At 70.6% G+C, this 20,900-nt stretch carries 15 protein-coding genes; 3 read left to right on the forward strand and 12 right to left on the reverse strand.

The annotated features are described in order from the left end of the window. Positions 1-39 precede the first annotated feature (39 nt). The 4 genes from QTI20_RS29615 to QTI20_RS29630 are packed head-to-tail and all read right to left on the reverse strand — an operon-like array spanning position 40 to position 7,204. Entirely contained in the window at positions 40-1,362 is a 1,323-nt protein-coding gene (locus tag QTI20_RS29615) for an NAD(P)/FAD-dependent oxidoreductase (protein ID WP_286555956.1), read from the reverse strand. Next, the gene (locus tag QTI20_RS29620) at positions 1,359-2,795 is read right to left on the reverse strand and encodes an efflux transporter outer membrane subunit (RefSeq protein WP_286555958.1); all 1,437 of its coding nucleotides are present in this window, start codon (positions 2,793-2,795) and stop codon (positions 1,359-1,361) included. The genes QTI20_RS29615 and QTI20_RS29620 overlap by 4 nt, the downstream gene beginning before the upstream one ends. Then, on the reverse strand, positions 2,788-5,952 hold the full coding sequence (locus QTI20_RS29625; protein WP_286555960.1) for an efflux RND transporter permease subunit: 3,165 nt from the start codon (positions 5,950-5,952) through the stop codon (positions 2,788-2,790). The genes QTI20_RS29620 and QTI20_RS29625 overlap by 8 nt, the downstream gene beginning before the upstream one ends. 13 nt (positions 5,953-5,965) lie before the next feature. Next, positions 5,966-7,204 carry an efflux RND transporter periplasmic adaptor subunit gene (locus QTI20_RS29630; protein WP_286555961.1) on the reverse strand — a complete coding sequence of 413 codons (1,239 nt, stop codon included), beginning with the start codon at positions 7,202-7,204 and terminating at the stop codon, positions 5,966-5,968. A 172-nt stretch (positions 7,205-7,376) separates the two neighbouring features. Between QTI20_RS29630 and QTI20_RS29635 the strand changes: the two genes are divergently transcribed. Together QTI20_RS29635 and QTI20_RS29640 are read left to right on the forward strand one after the other, a co-directional pair. Further along, entirely contained in the window at positions 7,377-7,988 is a 612-nt protein-coding gene (locus tag QTI20_RS29635) for a TetR/AcrR family transcriptional regulator (protein WP_286555962.1), read from the forward strand. Positions 7,989-8,076: 88 nt separating this feature from the next. After that, positions 8,077-8,817 carry a TetR/AcrR family transcriptional regulator gene (locus QTI20_RS29640; protein ID WP_503011459.1) on the forward strand — a complete coding sequence of 247 codons (741 nt, stop codon included), beginning with the start codon at positions 8,077-8,079 and terminating at the stop codon, positions 8,815-8,817. Here the strand turns inward: QTI20_RS29640 and QTI20_RS29645 are convergent. The 8 genes from QTI20_RS29645 to QTI20_RS29680 all read right to left on the reverse strand — a co-directional run bounded on the left by QTI20_RS29645 (position 8,705) and on the right by QTI20_RS29680 (position 17,993). After that, complete coding sequence (locus QTI20_RS29645) at positions 8,705-9,583, reverse strand: helix-turn-helix transcriptional regulator (protein WP_286555964.1); 879 nt, start codon at positions 9,581-9,583, stop codon at positions 8,705-8,707. The genes QTI20_RS29640 and QTI20_RS29645 overlap by 113 nt on opposite strands. A 115-nt stretch (positions 9,584-9,698) precedes the next feature. Further along, positions 9,699-10,064: a cupin domain-containing protein gene (locus QTI20_RS29650; RefSeq protein WP_286555966.1), complete on the reverse strand. Its 366-nt coding sequence runs from the start codon at positions 10,062-10,064 to the stop codon at positions 9,699-9,701. 159 nt (positions 10,065-10,223) lie between these two features. After that, a complete protein-coding gene (locus QTI20_RS29655) occupies positions 10,224-12,557 on the reverse strand; it encodes an efflux RND transporter permease subunit (protein WP_286555968.1) in 2,334 nt (777 codons plus the stop codon). Beyond that, a complete protein-coding gene (locus QTI20_RS29660) occupies positions 12,554-13,690 on the reverse strand; it encodes a WD40/YVTN/BNR-like repeat-containing protein (protein ID WP_286555969.1) in 1,137 nt (378 codons plus the stop codon). The genes QTI20_RS29655 and QTI20_RS29660 overlap by 4 nt, the downstream gene beginning before the upstream one ends. A gap of 14 nt (positions 13,691-13,704) precedes the next feature. Next, a complete protein-coding gene (locus tag QTI20_RS29665) occupies positions 13,705-15,036 on the reverse strand; it encodes a DUF1329 domain-containing protein (RefSeq protein ID WP_286555971.1) in 1,332 nt (443 codons plus the stop codon). A 29-nt stretch (positions 15,037-15,065) separates the two neighbouring features. Next, positions 15,066-16,892, reverse strand: a complete 1,827-nt coding sequence (locus QTI20_RS29670; protein WP_286555972.1) for a DUF1302 domain-containing protein — start codon at positions 16,890-16,892, stop codon at positions 15,066-15,068. A 65-nt stretch (positions 16,893-16,957) separates the two neighbouring features. Beyond that, positions 16,958-17,278 carry a 2Fe-2S iron-sulfur cluster-binding protein gene (locus tag QTI20_RS29675; protein WP_286555973.1) on the reverse strand — a complete coding sequence of 107 codons (321 nt, stop codon included), beginning with the start codon at positions 17,276-17,278 and terminating at the stop codon, positions 16,958-16,960. A 22-nt stretch (positions 17,279-17,300) separates the two neighbouring features. Next, the gene (locus QTI20_RS29680) at positions 17,301-17,993 is read right to left on the reverse strand and encodes a type 1 glutamine amidotransferase domain-containing protein (RefSeq protein WP_286555974.1); all 693 of its coding nucleotides are present in this window, start codon (positions 17,991-17,993) and stop codon (positions 17,301-17,303) included. Positions 17,994-18,227: 234 nt separating this feature from the next. On the opposite strand from QTI20_RS29680, the gene QTI20_RS29685 reads away from it, so the two are divergent. Continuing rightward, positions 18,228-20,858: a LuxR C-terminal-related transcriptional regulator gene (locus QTI20_RS29685; protein WP_286555976.1), complete on the forward strand. Its 2,631-nt coding sequence runs from the start codon at positions 18,228-18,230 to the stop codon at positions 20,856-20,858. Positions 20,859-20,900: the final 42 nt, after the last annotated feature.

Raw genomic sequence — 20,900 nt, forward strand, 5'->3', positions numbered from 1 at the left:
AGACGCTGCGGGCGCAGGAGGTGGCCAGGATGCCGAAGCTCAGTCCAGCCGGATCCTCGGCCGCAGCCGGCCATTGATCCGGTCGACGAGCCACATGAGGCCGCCGATCCAGAAGCCGTGCAGCCGCGACTGGTGCGCGCGGTACAGCAGCGCATGCCCGGCCTGCGCGGCCCAGCCGCGGAACGAGCCGCCGGCGATCAGGCCGTGCTGTTCGAGATGGCCGTAGGCATCGAAGCGTGCGAGCGACACGAGGCCGCCCGCATGGCGGTAGCCGAAGGCGGGTATCCCGGTGCCCCGTGTGAGCCATGCGGGCAGATGGCGGGCCAGGTGCAAGGCCTGCTGGTGTGCGACCTGCGCGGTCGCAGGCAGCGCGCGTGCCATGCCGGGCAGCTGGAGGTGGGCGCAGTCGCCGATCGCGAAGACGGCCGGATCGCCCACGGTCTGCAGGCTGGGCGTCACGCTCAGCTGGTGGCTGGCATTCTTCTCGAAGCCATCGAGGCGACCCAGGAAGTCGGGCGCCTTGACACCCGCGGCCCAGACGCGGATGGCACCGGGGACGGTCTCGCCGCCGGCCAGCACCAGGCCGTCTTCGGTCACCGAGCTCACGCGTTCGCCGACGCGCACGCGCACGCCCAGCGACTCGAGCCGCGCGCGGGCGCCCTCCGCCACCGCCGCCGGAAAGGCCGCCAGCAAGCGCGGGCCGCTCTCCACCAGCGTGATGCGCATGCGCGAGGCCAGCGCCGGCGCGCCGTAGGTGCCGGCCTCCTGCGCCATCTGGACCAGTTCGGCCGCCAGCTCGACGCCGGTCGCACCGCCGCCGACGATGGCGATCGGCAGCTCGGTCGACTCGGCCAGGCATTGCAGCAGCCGGATGCGCACCTCCAGGTTGAAGCGCTCGGCTTCGCGCCGCGAATCGATCCGGTAGCAGAGCGCGCGGACGCCGGGCGTGCCGAAGTCGTTGGCCTCGCTGCCCACCGCGATGACGAGGGCGTCGTAGCCGATGCGCCGCTGCTTCACTATCCATCGCCCGTCGGGCGAGACCAGCGGCGCGATCTCGATCTCGCGCGCCGAGGCATGCAGCGCGCTCATGGCGCCCGGCTGAAACGCGAAGCCGGCGCGCTGGGCCTGCGCCGCATAGGCCACCTGCTGCTGGTACACGTCGCGCGTGCCGGCCGCGATGGTGTGCAGCATGGGCTTCCAGATGTGCGAGCTTTCGGCGTCCACCAGCGTGACGCCGAAGCGGCCGCCGCGCCGCGCCTGGCGGCCCAGCGCGCTCGCCAGTTCCAGCCCGGCCACACCGCCGCCGACCACGACGATGCGCGGCACGGAGGGTTCCTGTCGTTGCTGCGGGGAGTGCGTCATGGCGGGCCTTCGCGCTGTTGCCAGCCGCCGCCCAGCGTCCTGTACAGCGTGACCTGGTTCTGCAGTTGCAGCAGGCGCGCGGCCACCGACGATTGCTGCGCCGCGAACAGCGCGCGCTGCGCGTCCAAGAGGTCGAGCGTGCTGGCCACGCCGTTGCGCTGGCGCAGGTCGGAGAGCCTGAAGCGCACGCGCTCGGCATCGGCCTGCGCGCGCTGCGCACGCACCTGCTCGCCCAGCGTGGCGCGGCCCGCGAGCGCGTCGGCCACCTCGCGGAAGGCCATCTGGATCGACTGCTCGTACTGCGCCACCGCGATCTCGCGGCCGGCCTGGGCCGATGCAAGGTTGGCGGCGTTGCGGCCGGCATCGAAGATCGGCAGCGTCACGGCGGGCGCGAAGGACCAGGCCTGGGTGCCGCGCTCGAACAGGTCCGAGAACTCGGTGCTGGCGCTGCCGAAGGCGCCGGTGAGCGTCACGCGCGGGAAGAAGTTCGCGCGTGCCGCGCCGATGTTGGCGTTGGCCGCGATCAGTTGCTGCTCCGCGGCGCGGATGTCGGGCCGCGCGGCCAGCAGGTCCGAGGGCACGCCGGCCGGCAGCTCGGGCATCGGGGCGATGCCGTCCAGGTCGGCGGCCACACCGGCGGTGGCCTCGGGCGGCACCGGCGCGCCCAGCAGCAGCGCCAGCGCGTTCTCGTCCTGCTGGCGGACGCGGATCTGCTGCGCGTAGGCCGCGCGCGCGGTTTCCAGCAGCGAGTTCGCGGCCTGGAATTCGAGTTCGGAAGCCACGCCGCTGTCGAAACGCAGTTGGGTCAGCCGCACCGATTCTTCGCGCGTGTCCAGCGTCTGGCGCGTGATCTCGAGCAGGGCGTTGTCGGCCAGCAGTGTGAGCCAGCCGTTGGCGACCGAGGCGACCAGGCTGATCTGCACCGCCTTGCGGGCCTCGTCCGTGGCCAGGTACTGCGCCAGCGCCTGGTCCTTGAGCGCGCGGACGCGGCCGAAGAAATCCAGCTCCCAGGCCGTGACGCCCAGGTTGACGCTGTACTGCGAGGCCACGCTGCCCTGGCCCGGCACCAGGCCCTGGTAGGCATTGGGGCTCGAGCGCGAGCCCGTGCCCGTCACGCCCAGCGCCGGGAACAGTGCCGAGCGCTCGATCTGGAACTGCGCGCGCGCCTGCTCGATGCGCAGCACCGACACGCGCAGGTCGCGGTTGTTCGCCAGCGCGGTCCGGACCAGGCCCGCGAGCCGGGGATCGGTGAAGAAGTCCTGCCACGGCAGGCTGGCCGCGGCGGGGCCGGCCTCGGCCGCCGGAGCGCCCGAAGCGCCGGGATAGGCCAGGGGCACCGGCGCCGCCGGCCGCTCGTAGGTCGGGATCAGCGAACAGCCGCCGAGCAGCAGCGCGCCGGCCAGCGTCGCCAGCCTGAAGAACGAATCAACCATGACTTTTCTCTCCCTCGATGCCTGCGGCATGGGCATGCGCGGCGTAGATGTCCTGCTGGCGCGCGCTGCCCTTGAACAAGGTCCTCACGATGACGAAGAAGGTCGGGACGAAGACCACGGCCAGCACGGTGCCGGTGATCATTCCGCCGATCACGCCGGTGCCGATGGCACGCTGGCTCGCGGAGCTGGCGCCCGAGGCGATGAACAGCGGCACCACGCCCAGCGTGAAGGCCAGCGAGGTCATGACGATCGGCCGGAAGCGCAGGTGCGCCGCTTCCAGCGCGGCCTGCACCACGCTGCGTCCCTCGGCCTGCAGGTCCTTGGCGAACTCGACGATCAGGATCGCGTTCTTCGCCGACAGGCCGATGATGGTGATCAGCCCGATCTGGAAGTAGACGTCGTTGGCCATGGAACGCGCCATGACGGCCACCACCACGCCCAGCACGCCCAGTGGCACGACCAGGATCACGGCCAGCGGAATGGTCCAGCTCTCGTAGAGCGCGGCCAGGCACAGGAACACCGCCAGGATGGCGAAGGCATAGAGCACCATCGCCGCCGAGCCGGCCAGGCGTTCTTCGCGCGACTGCCCGGTCCACTCGAAGGCGAAGCCCTTGGGCAGCTCCGCCGCCAGCCGCTCCATCTCGTCCATCGCCTCGCCGGTGCTGCGCCCCGGTGCCGCATCGCCCGCGATCTTCATCGCCGGGTAGCCGTTGTAGCGCACCATCTGCATGGCGCCGGTGTTCCACTTCGTCTTCATGAAGGCCGACAGCGGCACCGCCTGGCCCTCGTCGTTGACGACGTTGAGCTGCAGCAGGTCGTCCGGCTGCATGCGCGCGGCGGCCTCGGCCTGGACCAGCACCCGCTGGAGCCGGCCCTGGTTCGGGAAGTCGTTGACGTAGCTCGAGCCCAGCGAGGTCGAGATCGCGCTGTTGATGGCCGCGTAGTTGACGCCCAGCGCATTCGCCTTGGCGCGGTCGATGTCCAGCTGCAGCTGCGGCGCGTCTTCCAGGCCATCGGCCCGCACGCCGGCCAGCAGCGGGCTTTTCGCGGCGGCGGCCAGCAGCTGGTTGCGCGCCGCGGTCAGGGCCTCGTGGCCGTGCGCACCACGGTCCTGCAGTCGGAAGGTGAAGCCCGAGGCCTGGCCCAGTTCGGGGATCGGCGGCGGCGACAGCGGGATGATGAAGGCGTCGCGGATCTGCGAGAACTCCGCCCCCGCGCGCTGGGCGATGGCGGCCGCGGTGTGCGCCTCGCCCTTGCGTTCCTTGTAGTCCTTCAGCGTGGCGAAGGCGATGGCCGCGTTCTGCCCGCGCCCGGTGAAGCTGAAGCCCAGGATGCCGACGATCTCCTTGACCTCGGGCTGCTGGAGCATGTATTCCTCGACCTTCTTCACCGCGTCGAGCGTGCGCTGCTGCGTGGCGCCGGGCGGCAGCTGGACGCTGACCAGCACGAAGCCCTGGTCCTCGTTCGGCAGGAAGGAAGTGGGCAGGCGCGTGTAGCACAGCGCCACCACGCCGATGATCGCCACGTACAGCACCGCCATCCGGCCGCCCCGGTTGAGGAAGCGCGCCACCCAGCCCTCATAGCCCTTGGCGGTCTTCGCGAAGCGCCGGTTGAACCAGCCGAAGAAGCCCTTCTTCTCGTGCTGGTGCCCGGCCGGCACCGGCTTGAGCAGGGTGGCGCAGAGCGCGGGCGTGAGCGACAGCGCCAGGAAGGCCGAGAACGCGATCGACACCACCATGGTCGCGGAGAACTGGCGGTAGATGTTGCCGACCGCGCCCGAGAAGAAGGCCAGCGGCACGAACACCGCGATCAGCACCAGCGTCACGCCGACGATGGCGCCCGAGATCTGGCCCATGGCCTTGCGCGTGGCGGCCAGCGGCGGCAGCCCCTCCTCGCTCATGATGCGTTCGACGTTCTCGACCACCACGATGGCGTCGTCCACCACGATGCCGATCACCAGCACCATGCCGAACATGGTCAGCACGTTGATCGAGAAGCCCAGCGCGAGCAGGGCCGCGAAGGTGCCCAGCAGGGCGATGGGCACGACGATGGTGGGGATCACCGTGTAACGCCAGTTCTGCAGGAACAGGAACATCACCAGGAACACCAGCACGATGGCCTCGACCAGCGTGTGCGTCACCTGCTCGATCGAGATCGAGACGAAGGTCGAGCTGTCGTAGGGGATCTGCCACTTCACCGCATCCGGGAAGTAGGCCTGCAGCTGTTCCATGCGCTGGCGCACCGCCGTGGCGGTCGCCAGCGCGTTGCCGCTGGGCGAGAGCTGGATGCCGACCGCGATCGCCGGCTTGCCGTTCAGGCGCGAGGCATAGGCATAGGTCTCGATGCCCATCTCGATGCGGGCCACGTCCTTGAGCAGCACGGTCGAGCCGTCGCGGTTGGCGCGCAGCACGACGTTGCCGAACTCCTCGATGTTCGCCAGCTGGCCGGGCACCTGCACCGTCGCCGAGATCGCTTGCGCGTCGAGGTTGGGCAGGTCGCCGATCGAGCCCGAGGCCACCTGCGCGTTCTGCGCGGCGATGGCGGCGTTGACGTCGCTGGTCGAGAGGTTGAAGCCGATCAGCTTGGCCGGGTCGATCCAGATCCGCATCGCGCGCTCGGAAGCGAACAGCTGCGCCTGGCCGACGCCCGGCAGGCGCTGGAGTTCGGGCAGCACGTTGCGCGAGACATAGTCGCCCAGGTCATAGACCGTGTAGGCCGGGTCCTCGGTGGCCAGGGCGACCATCATCAGGAAGTTGGTCGAGGCCTTCTCGACGCGCACGCCCTGCTGCGTGACCGCGGCCGGCAGGCGCGGTGTCGCGCGCGAGAGGCGGTTCTGCACGTCGACCTGCGCCAGGTCGGGATCGGTGCCCGGCTCGAAGCTGATCGAGATCTGGCCCGTGCCGTTGGCCTCGCTGGAGGACTCCATGTAGGCCAGGCCGGGCGATCCGTTCATTTCGCGCTCGATCACCGAGAGCACGCTCTGATCGAGCGTCTTCGCCGAGGCCCCGGGATAGCTCACGTTGATGGTGATGGTCGGCGGCGCCACCGGCGGGTACTGCGCGATCGGCAGTTGCGTGATCGCCACCAGGCCGAGCACGATGATGAACAACGAGATCACCCAGGCGAAGATCGGGCGATCGATGAAGAATTTGGCCATGCATCGGGTCCTCTCAGGGCTTGGGCATGGCGGCCGTGGCTGCAGCCGAGGCGGTGGGCGCCTCGGCCTTCTTCACGGCCGGGTCCTGCCACGGCACCGCCTTCACGGGCGTGCCGGGCGGCATCATCTGGAGCTTCTGGAAGCCGTCGACCATGACCTGCTCGCCGGCCTCGAGGCCCTCGCGCACCAGCCAGCGGTTGTCGCGCGCCATGCCGACCTTCACTTCGCGCACGCTGACCTTGCCGTCGGCATCGACCACCCTCAGCGTGTCGCCCTGGCCGGTGCGCGTGACGGCCTGCTGCGGCACGCTGATGGCATTGGCGGCCTGCGCCTGCTCGATGCGCACGCGCACGTACAGGCCCGGCAGCAGCGCGCCGTCGGGGTTGGGCACCTCCGCGCGCAGCGTGACCTGGCCGGTGCTCGCGTCGACCGTGAGATCGGAGAACAGCAGCTTGCCGGCCCGCGGGAATTCGGTGCCGTCCTCGAGCACGAGGCGCACGCTGGCGGCATCGCCGCCGCGCGCGCGCTTGAACTGACCGTCTTCCATCGCGCGGCGCAGCTTGAGCACCTCGTTGGCCGACTGGGTGAAGTTGACGTACATGGGGTCGATCTGCTGGATCACCGCGAGCTCGGTGGCATCGCCCTGCCCGACCAGCGCGCCCTCGGTCATCAGGGCCCGGCCGATGCGGCCCGAGATCGGTGCCGTGACGGCGGCGTAGCCCAGGTTGATGCGTGCCGTGGCCACCGCGGCGCGGCCCACGGCCACGTCGGCATCGGCCGACTTGGCCGCCGCCACGGCGTTGGCGTACTCCTGCTTGCTCACCGCATTGGCCGCGACCAGCGGCTGGTAGCGCTCGGCCAGGGCGCGCGCCTGCGCCGCGTTGGCCTCGGCCCGCGCCAGCGCGGCGGCGGCACTCTGCGCGGCGGCGGTGTAGGGCGCGGCATCGATCCTGAAGAGCGGCTGGCCGGCCTTCACGTCGCTGCCTTCGCGGAACACGCGCTCCTGCAGGATGCCGGCCGCGCGGGCGCGCACCTGCGCCACCCGCGAGGCTTCGAGCCGGCCGGGCAGTTCGGTCACCAGGCCCACATCGGACGGGGTCGCGACGATCACGCCGACGGCGGCGGGGGGCGGCGCGGCGGCGGTGGCAGCCGGCGCGCCGTCCTTTGCGCCACAGGCGGAGAGCGCCAGAAGCGTCACCGCCGCGAAGGCAAAGGGACGCACGGACAACAGGGGTTCGCGGAAGGAGTTCATGGACAGATTCGCAGTGTTGGAGCGGGCCACGCCGAGGCATTGACCCGATTAGAATGATCATTCTAGAATGAATATTCTATTTTTGTCCAACCCCGGTCCTTGCGCACCGACGCTGGCCCTGTCGATGAACGCTGTACAAACGAGACATCCCATCCAACAAGAGGACCACGCCATGAGCGCTCCCCCCCAGGCGCCGGAACCCGTGCGCGGCGAAGCACGCCGCCAGCAGGTTCTGGACGCCGCCAGCGCCTGCTTTCGCGATCACGGCTTTCACGGCACCAGCATCCAGCGCATCTCGCAGGCCGCGGGCATGAGCGCCGGCCACATCTATCACTACTTCGACAACAAGGAGGCGATCGTCACCGGCATCGTCGAGCAGTACCTGCACGAAACCCTGGAGCTGGTCCGGCGCATCGGCGATGCCGCGCAGTCGCTCGGCATCGTCGAGGCCGTGGTGGCCCAGGTTGCGGAAGGCATCCATGCGCGCGCCAGCGAGCATCGCAACGGGCTGGACCTGGAGATCCTGGCCGAGGCTTCGCGCAATCCGGTGATCGCCGCCGCGATCCAGCAGGTCGACAAGACCCTGCGCAGCCGGATGCGCGATCTCTGGCTGCAATCGCCGACCCTGAGGAAGCTGCCGAAGACCGAACTGGAGGCTCGCATCACCGTGCTGAGCTCCATGTTCGACGGGCTGGCGATCCGCGCGCTGTGCGACCCGTCGATGAACAAGGCCGCCACCACCGCCGTCGTGCAGCGGGTCTTCCGCATGCTGATGAGCGAGTAGACCGGTGGTCCGCAGAACCCACGGGGAAGCGCAGCAGACGCGGCAACGGATCCTCCACGCAGCATCCCTGGCCTTCTGCAGCAAAGGCGTGTCCAGCACCTCGCTGGAAGACGTGGCGCGCAAGGCGCTGGTGACGCGCGGCGCGGTCTACTGGCACTTCAAGGACAAGCACGCCCTGCTGGCGGAATTGCTGGAGAGCATCCGGATGCCGACCGAGCACGTGGCGCCGGGCGACTCGCTCAAGGAGGCCTGCGACCACCTGAGCGCCGCGTTGCTGGAGACGGCCCGCAGCCACTCCATCCGGCGGGTGCTGCGGATCATCCTGTGCAAGGTCGAGTGGACCGAGGCCCAGCCCTACGTCAAACGCCGCGTCGTGCGGGCACGCCGGCAGATGGACACCCATCTGATGGCGGTGTTCTCCCGGGCCCTGGCGCGCGGGGAGCTCCGGCCCGGTATTGCGCCAGCCGACCTCGGCCTGCTCGCGGACGCCTTTCAGGCCGGCATGACGGGACTGCTGTTCGAGCTGGCCCAGTCACGGCGCAGCGCGCGGGACGACCTGCATGTGCAATCGGTGATGGGCATCCTCTACGCGTCCTGCGCGAGGGCGGAAAGCGCTGCGGCCGTGGGCCATCACACCGCACCCGCCCACGGCAGTACCGCCGGCGCGCCGACCGAGTCCATCGCCTGCCCGTCGAAGCGCCCCGTCGCAAGGACCGTCAAGACCGTGGAGAGCGGACGCGCAGGTCCTGGTCGTCGGGGCCCAGCAGCTCCGCCACCCGCCGGTACTTGCTCGGCACCATGCCCTGGCGCGCCGAGAAGAAGCGCGTGAAATTGCCGGCCGTGTCGAAGCCGCATTGCAGCGCGATCTGCTGCAGCGGGGTGTCGCGCCGCACCACGCTCTTGAGGCACTCCTCCATGCGCAGCATGTTCACGAAGGTCTTGGGCGTGAGGCCGGTCGAGCGCAGGAACAGGCGGAAGAACTGCGCGCGCGACAGGCTGGCCGACTGCGCGAGTTCGTCCAGGCACAGCGGCGCGTTGCTGCCCGCCATCGCACCCTCGACCACCTGCCGGATGCGCGCGTCGTAGCCCAGTTCGCCATGCACGCCGCTCCAGCGCAGGCGCGACGGCGGCGCGGTCAGCGTCACGGCCTCGGTGAAGACGTCGGCGATCAAGGCCTCGACCGCCTCGGGCGCCGCCGGCTCGTGCTGGCCCAGCAGGTCGAGGATGTCGTCGCGCAACCCGGCCAGGCGCCGGCTGAGCAGGGCCACGGGCCGGGTGAAGAACTTCGGGCTCGCGCTTCGGGTGAAGATCCGGTCGACCTCCTTGAGCCAGCGCGGATGCAGGTAGAGCGCCAGCAGCACGCAGGGCTCGGTGCCACGGTGGTCGTAGAAGTGCGGCTCCCAGGTGTTGATCATGAGCACGCTCTGGGCCGTCACCGGATGCTCGCGCCGGCCCACGCCGAACTGGATCTCGGCGCCGCCGACCTTGAACACGATGTGGCAGTCGCGGTGCGCATGCAGCGCCATCGAACGCTCGACCTGCAGCAGCACCACCCGACCGAAGGCGCCATGGAGGATTCGCAACGGGGCAGACACATCGGCTCCTTTCCGGGCTCCCACAGCGCCACGGTCGCGTCGCGTACGGAGAGCGGATCGGTCCGAATGGTGCCGCGCGCCGCGCCCGTGAGCCAGTCGGGAAAGCGCTAGCTGCTCACTTGTACTCGACCAGCACCTCGCGGTAGCGCGCCTGGCCCATGTTGCGCGCCTTGTGCCGGGCCGGCACGGTCGCTCCCTTGCCGATGTCCGACATCACCTCGATCACGCCGTTCTCGCACTTGAGCGAGAAGACGCCACCGGTGGGCACGTCGAACACGCCCAGGTCCTTGCCGTGCTCGTCGTAGATCTGCAGCGGCGCGCCCTGGATGGCGTACCACATGTAGGAGCGCTCATGGGTATGGACCGGCGTCTCGGCGCCGGGCGCGAGTTCGAAGTTCCAGACGATCACCTTGTCGTTCTCGAACACCTTCTCGCTGCCGACACCGGCCTCTGCCGCCGCTGTCTCGTGGGTTGCAAGCATCGTTGTCTCCTGTTTCTTCGGGGGCTCGTGCACATCACGCCCTCGACGGCGAGGGACGTGGCCGGCGGCGTCCTGTTCTCGTCTGCGGCGCCGCTGCGAAATACTAGGTCGCGGCGGCGCGCAGAAACGGGCCCACTTCGCAACGGGACGCACGACTTCTCAATTCGTCTCACGAAATTCACCGGTCCCCTGGCGCAGCAGCCGTGCCAGGGCCGGCATCAGGAAGATCGCCCCCAGCATGTTCCACAGGAACATGAACACCAGCAGCAGCCCCATGTCGGCCTGGTACTTGATCGAGGAGAACACCCAGGTCGCCACGCCCAGCGCCAGGGTGACGCCGGTGACGGCCACGGCCACGCCGGTGGTCTTCAGGGTCTCGAAGTAGGCGCGGCGGAACGCCATGCCCTCGTCCAGGAAGCCCTGCATGCGGTTCCAGATGTAGATGCCGTAGTCGACGCCGATGCCCACGCCCAGCGCCACCACCGGCAAGGTCGCGACCTTCACGCCCAACCCCAGCTGCGCCATGATGGCCTCGCACAGCACCGAGGTCACGTACAACGGCAGCATCAGCGCCACCGTCACGCGCCACGAGCGGAACTCCCACCACACCAGCAGCGCCACGAGCGCATAGACCAGCGCCATCATGCGCGGTTCCATGCGCTCGATCACGTCGTTGGTGGCCGCATCGATGCCCGCGTTGCCGGCCGCGAGCAGGAATTCGACCGCCGGGCCGTTGTGGACCGCCGCGAAACCTTCGACCGCCTGCACCACGTCGCGCAATGTCTGCGCCTTGTGGTCGGCCAGGTAGACCGACAGCGGCAGCATCGCGCAGTCGCTGCTGTAGAGCTCGGTGGGCAGGGTCTTGAAGGCCGCGTTGTTGACGAAACGGTTGCGCGACAGGCCATGCCAGCGCAGGTCGCCGGCGTTGGAGCCCACCACATAGGTCTTCACCGCGTCGAACAGCGAGTGGCTCGACTCCACCCCAGGCGTGTCCTGCAGCACGCCGGTGAGCCGCTCGATCGCCGCGCCGGCTTCGTAGGAGCCGCACTGGCCCGGCGGCGTCCTGACGATCACCACGAAGACGTCGGGGCTCTGGCTGTAGTGCGCGGCGATGTAGGCGTTGTCGCGGTTGTAGCGGGCCTCGGCGCGGAGCTCGGGTGCGCCGCGATCGAGGTCGCCGATCTGCAGGTCGCGCTTGGCCCACCAGGCGCCGGCCAGCAGCAGCCCCATCAGCGCGGCCACGGCCAGGGCGGCGCGCGGCTGCACCAATGCGGAGAGCCGCTGCGCGACACGGTGCGGCCCGGCGTCGCGCGCGCGCTGGTGCTTGAGCGCGCGCGGGCTCACGCGGATGTACGACATGATCACCGGCAGCAGGAACATCTTGGTGAAGACGATCACCGCCACGCCGACGCAGGCGCTGATGGCCAGTTCGCGGATCACGCCGATGTCGATCACCAGCAGCGTCGAGAAGCCGACCGCGTCGCAGAGCAGCGCGTTGGTGCCGGGCACGAACAGCAGCGCGAAGGTGCGCCGCGCGGCCGGCAGGGGACCGAGCCCCGCGGCCTGGTCGCTGACCACGGTGTTGATGTTCTGCACCGCATGGCTCACGCCGATGGCGAAGGTGAGGAAGGGCACGAGCATCGAATAGGGATCGAGCCCGAAGCCGAGCAGCCGCACCACGCCCAGCTGCCACACCACCGCCAGCAGGCAGCAGCCGATCACCGCCAACGTGCTGCGCCAGCAGCGCGAATAGCCCCACAGCAGCAGCGCCGAGAGCAGCACGGTGATGCCGAAGAAGAGCGCGATGTCGCGGCCACCTTCGATCAGGTCGCCGATGATCTTCGCCTGGCCCGTCACGTGGACCGAGATCTCGCCTTGCTGGAAGCGGTCGCGCACCTGGGTCTCGATGCGCTGCGACAGCGCGCCATAGTCGAGCCGGCGGCCGGTCTCGGGGTCGTTCTCGAGCAGCGGCACCAGCAGCATGCTCGAGCGGCCATCGGCCGCCACCAGGCTGCCGATGCGGCCCGAGCGCAGCACGTTGAGCCGCAGTTCGTCGAGCTTGGCGGGCGAGCCGTCGAAACCGGTCGGCATCACCACGCCGCCCGCGAAGCCTTGCTCGGTGACCTCGGCCCAGAGCACGTTGGGCGTCCAGAGGGACTTCATGTTCGCGCGGTCCACGCCCGGGATGAAGAACACTTCGTCGGTGATCTTCTTCAAGGTCTCGACGTAGGCCGGGCTGTAGATGCTCCCGGCCGTGGTCGCCACCGCGATGCGCAGCACATTGCCCAGCGGCCGCAGTTCGTTCTCGAAGGCCTGCGCGTTGGCCACGAAGGGATGGTGGTGCGGCACGGTCTTCTCGAGGCTGGCATCGGCGCGCAGGCCGCTCGCCTGCCAGGCGAACAGCAGCGACGCGAGCGCGAACAGCAGCAGCACCACCGACCGACGCGCGAAGAGCAGCGCCTCGATGCGCTGCGACAGGCGCTGCATCCTCATGGCCGAGCCTGTGCCGCCAGCATGGCGACGCCGCCGATGCCCGCCACCGCGAAGCGGCCCTCGGGCAGGCCGGCGAAGGCCGCGGCGCGGGCCAGCTTCACCTGGCCCGCGGGCCGCGGCGGCCTGCCGCCGTCGAGGCGCCAGAGGCTCGCATCCTGGCCGAGCAGCAGCGCACTGCCGGCGCCGTCGTCGAGCGCGGCGACGAAGGTCGGGCGCGGCACATCGGTGGGCAAGGTGCGCCATTGAGTGCCGCCGTCGCGGCTGGCCAGCAGGCGGCCGCCGAAACCGTAGGCCAGCAGCCAGGGACCGTCCGCGTCGCGGCGCTCGAGCACGCCGTAGAGCGCGGCGCCGGCCCCGGTGTCGAGCACCCGCCAGTGCGCGCCACGGTCGTCGCTGCGGAAGATGCGGCCGGCCTCGGCCGCGATCAGCAGCGTGTCGCCGCGCGCATGGATGGCGTGCAGGTGCAGGTTCTCGTCGTTGCCCATGCGCCCGCCGACGAACTCCCAGTGCGCACCGCCATCGACGGTGCGAAACAGCTGGCCGTAGGAGCCCGCCACCCAGCCCATGGCCGGCGTCTCGAAATGCAGGGCGAGCAAGGGGCGCGACGGGCCCGCGGCCTCGGCGGCCTCGGCGTCGGCCGCGATGAACGCGGCGCGCTCGACCGCCTGGTCGGCCCGGATGCGGGCAGCGGTGTCGGGCGCCGTCGCGCGCACGGCCTTCGCGGCATCGAGCGCGCCCGCCGCGGCCTGCGCCGCCATGCGGTTGGCCGCGTGGCCGTCCAGCCGGCGCTGCCAGCTGCGGCCCGCGTCCTCGCTGCGCAGCACCACGCCGTCGTGGCCGACGGCCCACAGCACCGTCTCGCTGGCCCATTGCACGGCCGTCAGCGTGACCGAGACCGGCACCGCCGCCTGCTGCCAGTGCGCGCCCGCGTCCTCCGAGCGCAGCACGATGCCCCGCTCCCCCACGGCCACCAGCCGCGCGCCCTGCGCGGCGATGCCGACCTGCACCGACTGCGCGGCGCGCGGCGTGGCCCGCGCCGGCAGTTCCAGCAGGTCGACCGCGGCGGGTAAGGCGGGTGCCGCCACCGCGGCGGCGCACAGGGCCGCGGCGCTCACGAGAAATGCACGGTGCACGGGCTCGGCCTTTCTCAGTTCACGCGGCGCAGGCTGTCGGGCGAATAGTTCGCGCGCGACTTGGGCTTGTTGAAGGTCGCCACCTTGTCCTCGTTGCCGAGGTAGGAGAAGAAGTAGCGGCGCGCCTGCAGGTCGTACTGGGTGTCCAGCGCATACCAGGTGCCGGGCAGGTCGTAGTAGTGGATCGCATGGCCTTCGTGCACGCGCCACAGGCCGCCGCGCATGTCGTACTGGTCGACGTGCGCCACCTGCCAGGTGTCCTCGTCGACGTAGAACACGCGCTTGCCGTAGATGTGGCGCGCGCCGGGCTTGAGCGTGGCCTCGACCACCCACACGCGGTGCTTCTCGTAGCGCGTCAGGTCCTGGTTGATGTGGCCGGCCTTGATCACGTCCGCGTACTTGAGCTGCTTGGAGGCCAGCGCGTAGTTGTTGTAGGAGATCAGCATCTCCTTCTTGCCCACCAGCTTCCATTCGTAGCGGTCGGTCGCGCCCGCGAACATGTCGCTGTCGTCGATGGTCGCCAGCCCGTCGACGTTGAAATAGGGCGAGTCGTAGCCGACATCGGGCGCGCGCAGCACGCGGCGCTGCCCGGGGTTGTAGGTCCAGACCGAGCGCGGCTCCTGCGTGGTGTCGATGGTCTCCCACATCAGCGTGGATTCGCCCGCGGCATTGCTGGGGCTCAGGGTCTGCTGCTTGAAATAGAAGATCCGGTTCGGCTCGGCGTCGGGCATGCGGCCCGCGAAGTCCAGCTCGTAGTTCCAGCGGATCGGCGTGAAGGCCCCGTTGGCCTGGACCGCGCCCACCGACACGTTCATCTGCACCGAGTCCACGCGGTAGCGCAGCTTGTGGTTCTCGATCACCTGCACGCCGAGCGTGGGGATCGGGAACGGCACCGTGGGCGCGCCGGCCACGTTCTGCACGCCGCCGTTCTCGGCCAGCCTGGCCTTGGCCGCATCGCGCTTGACGACCTCGGGGTACCAGTCGGGGTGCGCCGCGCTGCGGTGCGTGGGAAACACGCGCAGCTTGTAGCTGTCGGGGTAGCGCTTGAGCATCTCCAGCTGGCCGGGCGACAGCAGCGCGGCGTACTGCGCCGCGTTGGCGGCGGTCACCACATAGAGCGGCTTCTCGCCGGCATAGGGATCGGCGTAGCCCTTGCTGCGGTCGAAGCCCGCGGGCGGCTGGGTCAGGCCGCCGCTCCAGGCCGGGATCGAGCCGTCGGCGTTGCCGGCCTTCTCGGCGCCCACCGGTGTCAGGTCCTTGCCGAGGCGTTGCAGGTCCTGCGCCTGGACGGCGCAGGCGGCCAGCAGAAGGGCCGCGGCCAGGCCGCGCTTGAGGTGATGGTTCATCGTCGTGTTCTCCACTCGGGGGTTCGTCGTCAGAAGCTCATGCCCGCGACCACCGACACGAAGTCGCGGTCGTGGAATTCGTCGTACTTGGCGCGCGAGAAGCGGGTCCAGCTCAGGTCGGCGTAGTAGCGGTTGCCGTACTCGAAGCGCACGCCCGGCGCGATGGCCATGCGGCCCTGCGAGAACAGCCCGTCGGCCGACCAGCCCTTGAGGTCGCGCGAGAAGAACAGGCGCGGCTTCACGTTCACGCCCGCGAACACGTTCGAGTAGCTGGCCTCGGCCAGCAGGCGGATACCCCAGGCGTTGCGGGTGGCGAAGCCCTTGTTCTCGCAATAGGCCGGGTTGGCGTTGAGCGTGCCGCAGATCTCGCCCACGCCGGGGATCGACACCGGACCCGAGCCGTAGACGAAGGCCCGGCCGTAGCGCGCGCCACCGGCCGCGTCGCCGATGCCCGACCACTGCTGCACCGCCACCTCGCCGATCAGCGTGAGGCTTTCCGCGCCGAGCACGCGCGGCACGATCTGCAGCGCCGAGACCTGCGCCTGCGTCTTCGACTTGAGGTCGTAGCCGCGCACATAGCTGCCGGCCGCCCGGCCGGCCAGCGCGGCCTGCGGGCCCACGCCCGCGACCACGCCGTTGAGCAGGTCGGTGCCGTTGATCTGTGCCGGCAGGCCGGTGGTGCGGCTGATCTCGCCGAACACCGACACACCCTTCACCACCGTCGAGAAGCTCAGGCCCGTGACCTTGGTGCGCTCGGCACCGTAGTCGAGCATCGACTGCATGGCGCGCGAGGCGCCGGGAATGGTCATGCTCCAGACCGAGCCCGGCGTGGTGCTCGGCACCAGCATCGCGCTGAGGAAGGGCGTGCGCACGCGGTACTGCGCGTGGTACAGGCCGAAGTCGGTGCCGAGGGCCTCGGCCCGGTAGCGCCCGGCCACGCCGAACTGGCCGCTGTCGCGCTGCTGGCGCTCGGGTGCCAGCGTCATGCGGAAGTTGGCGCCGCCCAGGGCCGGCACGCCGTGGTACATCTGCGCATCGCTGTAGGGGCCGGCGCCGACCAGCGTGCCGTCGGGCGCGCAGTTCACCAGGTTGGCCGCCGACCAGAAGGTGCCGCAACCGTCGAGCACCGACTTGCGCCACTTGAACTGGTAGAAGGCCTCGACGCTGGCGTTGTCGCTGAGCTGCAGGCTGGCGAAGGCCTGCGGCACCGGCAGCAGGATCTCCTTGACCTGGGCGCCCGGGCGATGCGCGGCCGTGAGGTCGAAGGCGTTGTACTGGTTGATGCCGGGCACGAACAGGCTCTCGCCCCAGTTCACCACCTGGTTGCCCAAACGCACCGACAGCGCGCGCTGGCTCGGCAGCTGGAACTCGCCGAACACGTAGGCATCGAGCAGCGCGACGCCCGAGAAGCGCGAGAGCCGCTCGAACTGGCTGTCGTCCAGCCGCGCGCCGGCGACGTAGCCGTTCGCGTAGCTGCCGTGGGCCACGCCCTGCCTCTCGAGGCGCTGGTCGTACCAGGCCTTGCCGCGCAGGAAGACGCCGAAGCCGTCCTTGCTGACGTTGACGTCGCCCAGCACGTTGCCCACGGTCGAGAAGGGCCGGCCCTTTCGGAAGTTGAGGTTGCCGTTGTCGTTCTGGATGCCGGACAAGCCGCCGTTGCCGGTCGAGACCAGCGCCGGGTCGGCGTCACGGGTGCGGATGCTGGTGCCGACCGAGGTCGACAGCGACCAGCGCACGTCGACGCCGTCCTCGGTCTGGAAGCTGCCGGCGGACGCGCCGCCGCCCGCGCTCAGGGCCAGCACGGCGATGGACAGGGGCAGCGGCCTGCGGGCGCGCGGAATCCTATGCAAAGGCATGACGTTCTCTCTCTCGTGGTGTGGTTTGGAATGGGGACGCCCGGCGGGCGCGTCGAGGGCCGGTGTCAGAAGGCCGGCACCAGGTGCAGCACCACCTGGTCCAGCGCCGGGGTGCAGGGGATCTGGCAGCTCAACCGAAGGCCGGCGCCGAAACCGCCCACGCTCTGCAGGCCGTCCAGCAGCAGTCGCTCGTCGGCGCCGGGCGGTGCCAGCGCCTCGCACCCGGGAGCCTCGATGCGCACCGCGCAGGTGCCGCAGGAGGCGCCCCCGCCGCACACGGCCTCGACCGCGCCCTCGTCGCGCAGCAGCTCCATCAGCGAAGCGCCTTCGACGGCCGCGAGCGCGCGGCGATGCCCGTCGGCATCGATGACAAATATCGTCGTCATGGATCGTCGGGGACCTTCGCGATCAGGCGCGGGCCGTCTTCTTCATGCGCTCGACCACGAGCTCGGCGCAGCGCGCGGCCGAGGCCGGGTTCTGGCCGGTGATCACCAGGCCGTCGCTGACGGCATGGCCGCCGAAGGGCTGCGCCGCGAACGACAGCCGGGCGCCGGCGCTGCGCAGGGGCGCTTCGGGCATGAAGGGCACGAGCGCGTCGTAGCCGGCCAGGCGGTCCTCGGCATCGCTGATGCAGGTGATGTGCTTGCCCGCGACGAGTCCGGCCGCGCCGGGGTTGAGGAAGCCGGCGACACCATGGCACACGGCCGCCGTGACGCGGCCCTGGCGGCCCATCTGCTGCAGCAGGCGGCCCAGTGCGGGGTCGGTGGGGAAGTCCCACATCACCGCGGCGCCGCCCACCAGGAAGACCGCGTCATAGGCCGCCGCATCGAAGGACGGCAGCGCCGGCGTCTGCGCCAGCTGCGCCATCACCCTGGCGTTGTCCAGCACGGCACGGCCCGCATCCGACAGCCACGGCGCTTCCAGGCTGGCCGGATCGATCGGCGCCTGGCCGCCCTTGATCGATGCGAAGTCGACGGCGCAGCCGGCGGCGGTGAACACCTTGTACGGACCGGCCAATTCTTCGAGCCAGCTGCCCGCGGCCGTCTCGCCGTCGGCCAGCAGCTTGTGTGATGTCAGCACCATCAACACGCGATAGGTCATTGCAATCTCCAGGATTCGATGCGTTCGACATGGCGCGCCAACGGGATGCGGGTGCGCTGTCGATGGCCTCAGCTTAGGAGTGCATCGCGCGCCGGGCACTCTCCCGTAAAGGGGTAGGCGCGGCGATCCGGAGGCTAGGGTCTGACCTGTCACGCCCTGGCGTGCAAGTTGCTAAAAACAGCGCCACCCCCAGGCGACCGACGAGCGCGTCGCACGATGAAAGAAGAAGAACCCATGAACGCAATGCGCCACCCCGCATCGGAGCCCCGCCACACGCTCGACCGCCCTGCACTGCTGGCCCGGCTGCTTGCGAAGGAAGAATCCCGCGGCCTGTGCGTACTGCACGCGCCCTGCGGCCATGGCAAGAGCTGGCTGCTCGATCGACTGGCGCTCGCGTTGGGCCGATGCACTGACACGGGGCAGCCGGCCCGCATCTGGCGCCTGCACGGCGCCGTGACGCTGGGGCAGGCGCTGCGCTCCTTCTGCCGCCTGTTCGACATCGATGCCGTGCCGCCTTCGCTCGATGCGGAGAGCGCCACCGACGTCGCGCTGGGCGCGCTGGCCGCCTCGCAGGCTGCGGCCACGCCCTTGCTCATCGACCTCGACGGCACGCCGCCGCCGCCCGCCGTGCTGCTGCTGGTCGGCCGCATCGTGCTGGAGGCCGCGGCGCAGCGCCGCGTGGTGCTGGCCTGCCGCAACGGGCGCGCGCTGCCGCTCGAACGCCTGCGCGGCCGTGTGCCGGTGGACGTGCTGCGCGCGGCCGAGCTCGCGCTGTCGGCCGACGAGATCGCCACGGTGCACCATGCCGGCGCCGAAGCGGCCGCGCGCTGGTGGGCCACCACGCAGGGCTGGCCGGTGCTGTGCATCAGCACGCAGGGCTGGCAGGGCGCCGCGGCGCAGGTCGGGCTCGACGCCATGCTCGACCACACGGTCGACGCCTATGCCGACTACATGCAGCACGAGCTGCTCGATCCGCTGCCGGCCGCCGACGTGCAGGTGCTGATGCAATGCGCGGTCTTCGGCGTGATCGAACCCGGCGTGCTCGAGGCCGCGCGGCTCGGCGCGATGTGGCCCCGGCTGATGGCACTGGTCGACACCGGCCTGCCCGTGCTCGAGGGCGAAAGCGACTGGGACCGCATCGTGCTCCACCCGGTCTTCCGGCGCTTCCTCAAGCGCCGGCTGCGCGCCCATGCGCCGGCCATGCACCATGCGCTGCACCGCCGCGCGGCGCAGTACTTCGCCGGCACCGGCCATCCGCGCGAGGCGCTGCGCCACGCCGCGGCCACCGGCGACGCGGTGTTCGAGGCCCAGATCAACGAGGTCTGCGGCGGCTGGCGCATCAGCTGGCGCGAGGGCCTGAACGCGCTGGACGGCGCGCCCTCGGTCGAGCAGCCCACACGCTTCCCCAAGGCGGCGCTGGCGCGCATCTACTGGCAGGCGCAGACCGGGCGCATCGATGCGGCCGCCACGGCGCTGGCCCATCTGAAACAGCAGCCGCAGGCCGATGCCCTGCGCGGCGACATCGTGGCGGTGGAGGCGGTGATCGCGACCTACCGCGATGCGCCCTTCGACGAGTCATGGCTCGACGCGCTGGCCGCGCTGCGCGAGGACTCGGGCGAGGACGAACCGCTGCTGCTGCCCAGCCGCGACACCGTGCAGGCCGCGATGCTCAACAACGCCGGCCTCTACGACCGCGCCGCGTCGGCGGCGCGCGCATCGATCATCGGCGCCGAAGCGGAGAAGAGCGCCTATGTGGAGTTCTACGGCCAGCTGCAGTACGCATTGGCGCTGCACGGCCAGGGCCGCGTGGGCGAGGCCGCGCCCGTCTATGGCCGCACGCTGCAACTGACGGCTTCGCTGTTCGGCGAGCCAAGCCCCCAGCACCGCATGACCCGGCTGTTGATGGCCCACGCCGGCTGGATGGCCGGGCGCGATGCCTTGCCCGACGGCGCGGACTGGATCGACGACCTCTATCCTCTGCATGCCTGGTTCGAGCCCTATGCCCGGCTGCTGCAGCTGGCCCTGGCCTGGAGCCTGCAGCACGGCGACAACGCGCAGCAGGATCGCGTGCTGCAGGACTTCGAGGACCTGGCCGAACGACGCGACATGGTCCGGCTGCGCGCGGCCGTGCAGACCGCCCGCGCCCAGCGCGAGACGCGGCGCGGCCAGCTGGCGGCGGCCGAGCAGGCCTGCGATCACGGCTTCGCGTTGATGGCCGGCGCGGGCCTGCCGGCGCGGGCACGGTCCAGCGGCGCCCGCGTGCTTGCACCGCTGTGGCTCGAGAAGGTGCGCATCGCGATCGCGCGGCTTCGCTTCGAGGATGCAGGCGCCGCGCTCGCGGCCTTTCGCGAATCGCTGGTGCATGTGCGCGACGGCGCGTCGGCCCTCGAAGGCGCGCTGTTCGAGGCTTGCGTCGCGCTGCGCGGCCGGCGCTACCGCGACGCCTCGCGCTGGCTCACGCACAGCGTCGACGAAGCACAGCGCACCGGCCTGCGGCGGCCCTTCCTCGACAACGCCGAGCTGGTGCACGAGCTCGTCGACTACCTGCGCACGCACTCGATCAGCGTGGAGGCGCCGGTGCTCCAGCGTGCGCTCGAGTACACGCGCAGGGCGGCCACGGCCGCCACGAGCGCAGCCGCCCCGGCACGCCGCCGGCCGCTCACCGGCGCGCGGCTGCTGCTGACCGACCGCGAGACCGACATCCTCCATTGCCTGTCGGAAGGCCTGTCGAGCAAGGAGATCGCGCGGCGCCTGACGATCGCCGAGGGCACGGTGAAGACGCACCGCAAGCACCTCTACGAGAAGCTCGACACCGGCGCGCGCTCGCAGGCGCTGACGCGCGCGCGCGAACTCGGCCTGCTCTGAGTCGCCGCGGGGCGCCGCACCGCATCGGGCGGTGCTTCTTCC

The organism is Variovorax sp. J2P1-31, from assembly GCF_030317215.1.
Classification (GTDB): domain Bacteria; phylum Pseudomonadota; class Gammaproteobacteria; order Burkholderiales; family Burkholderiaceae_C; genus Variovorax.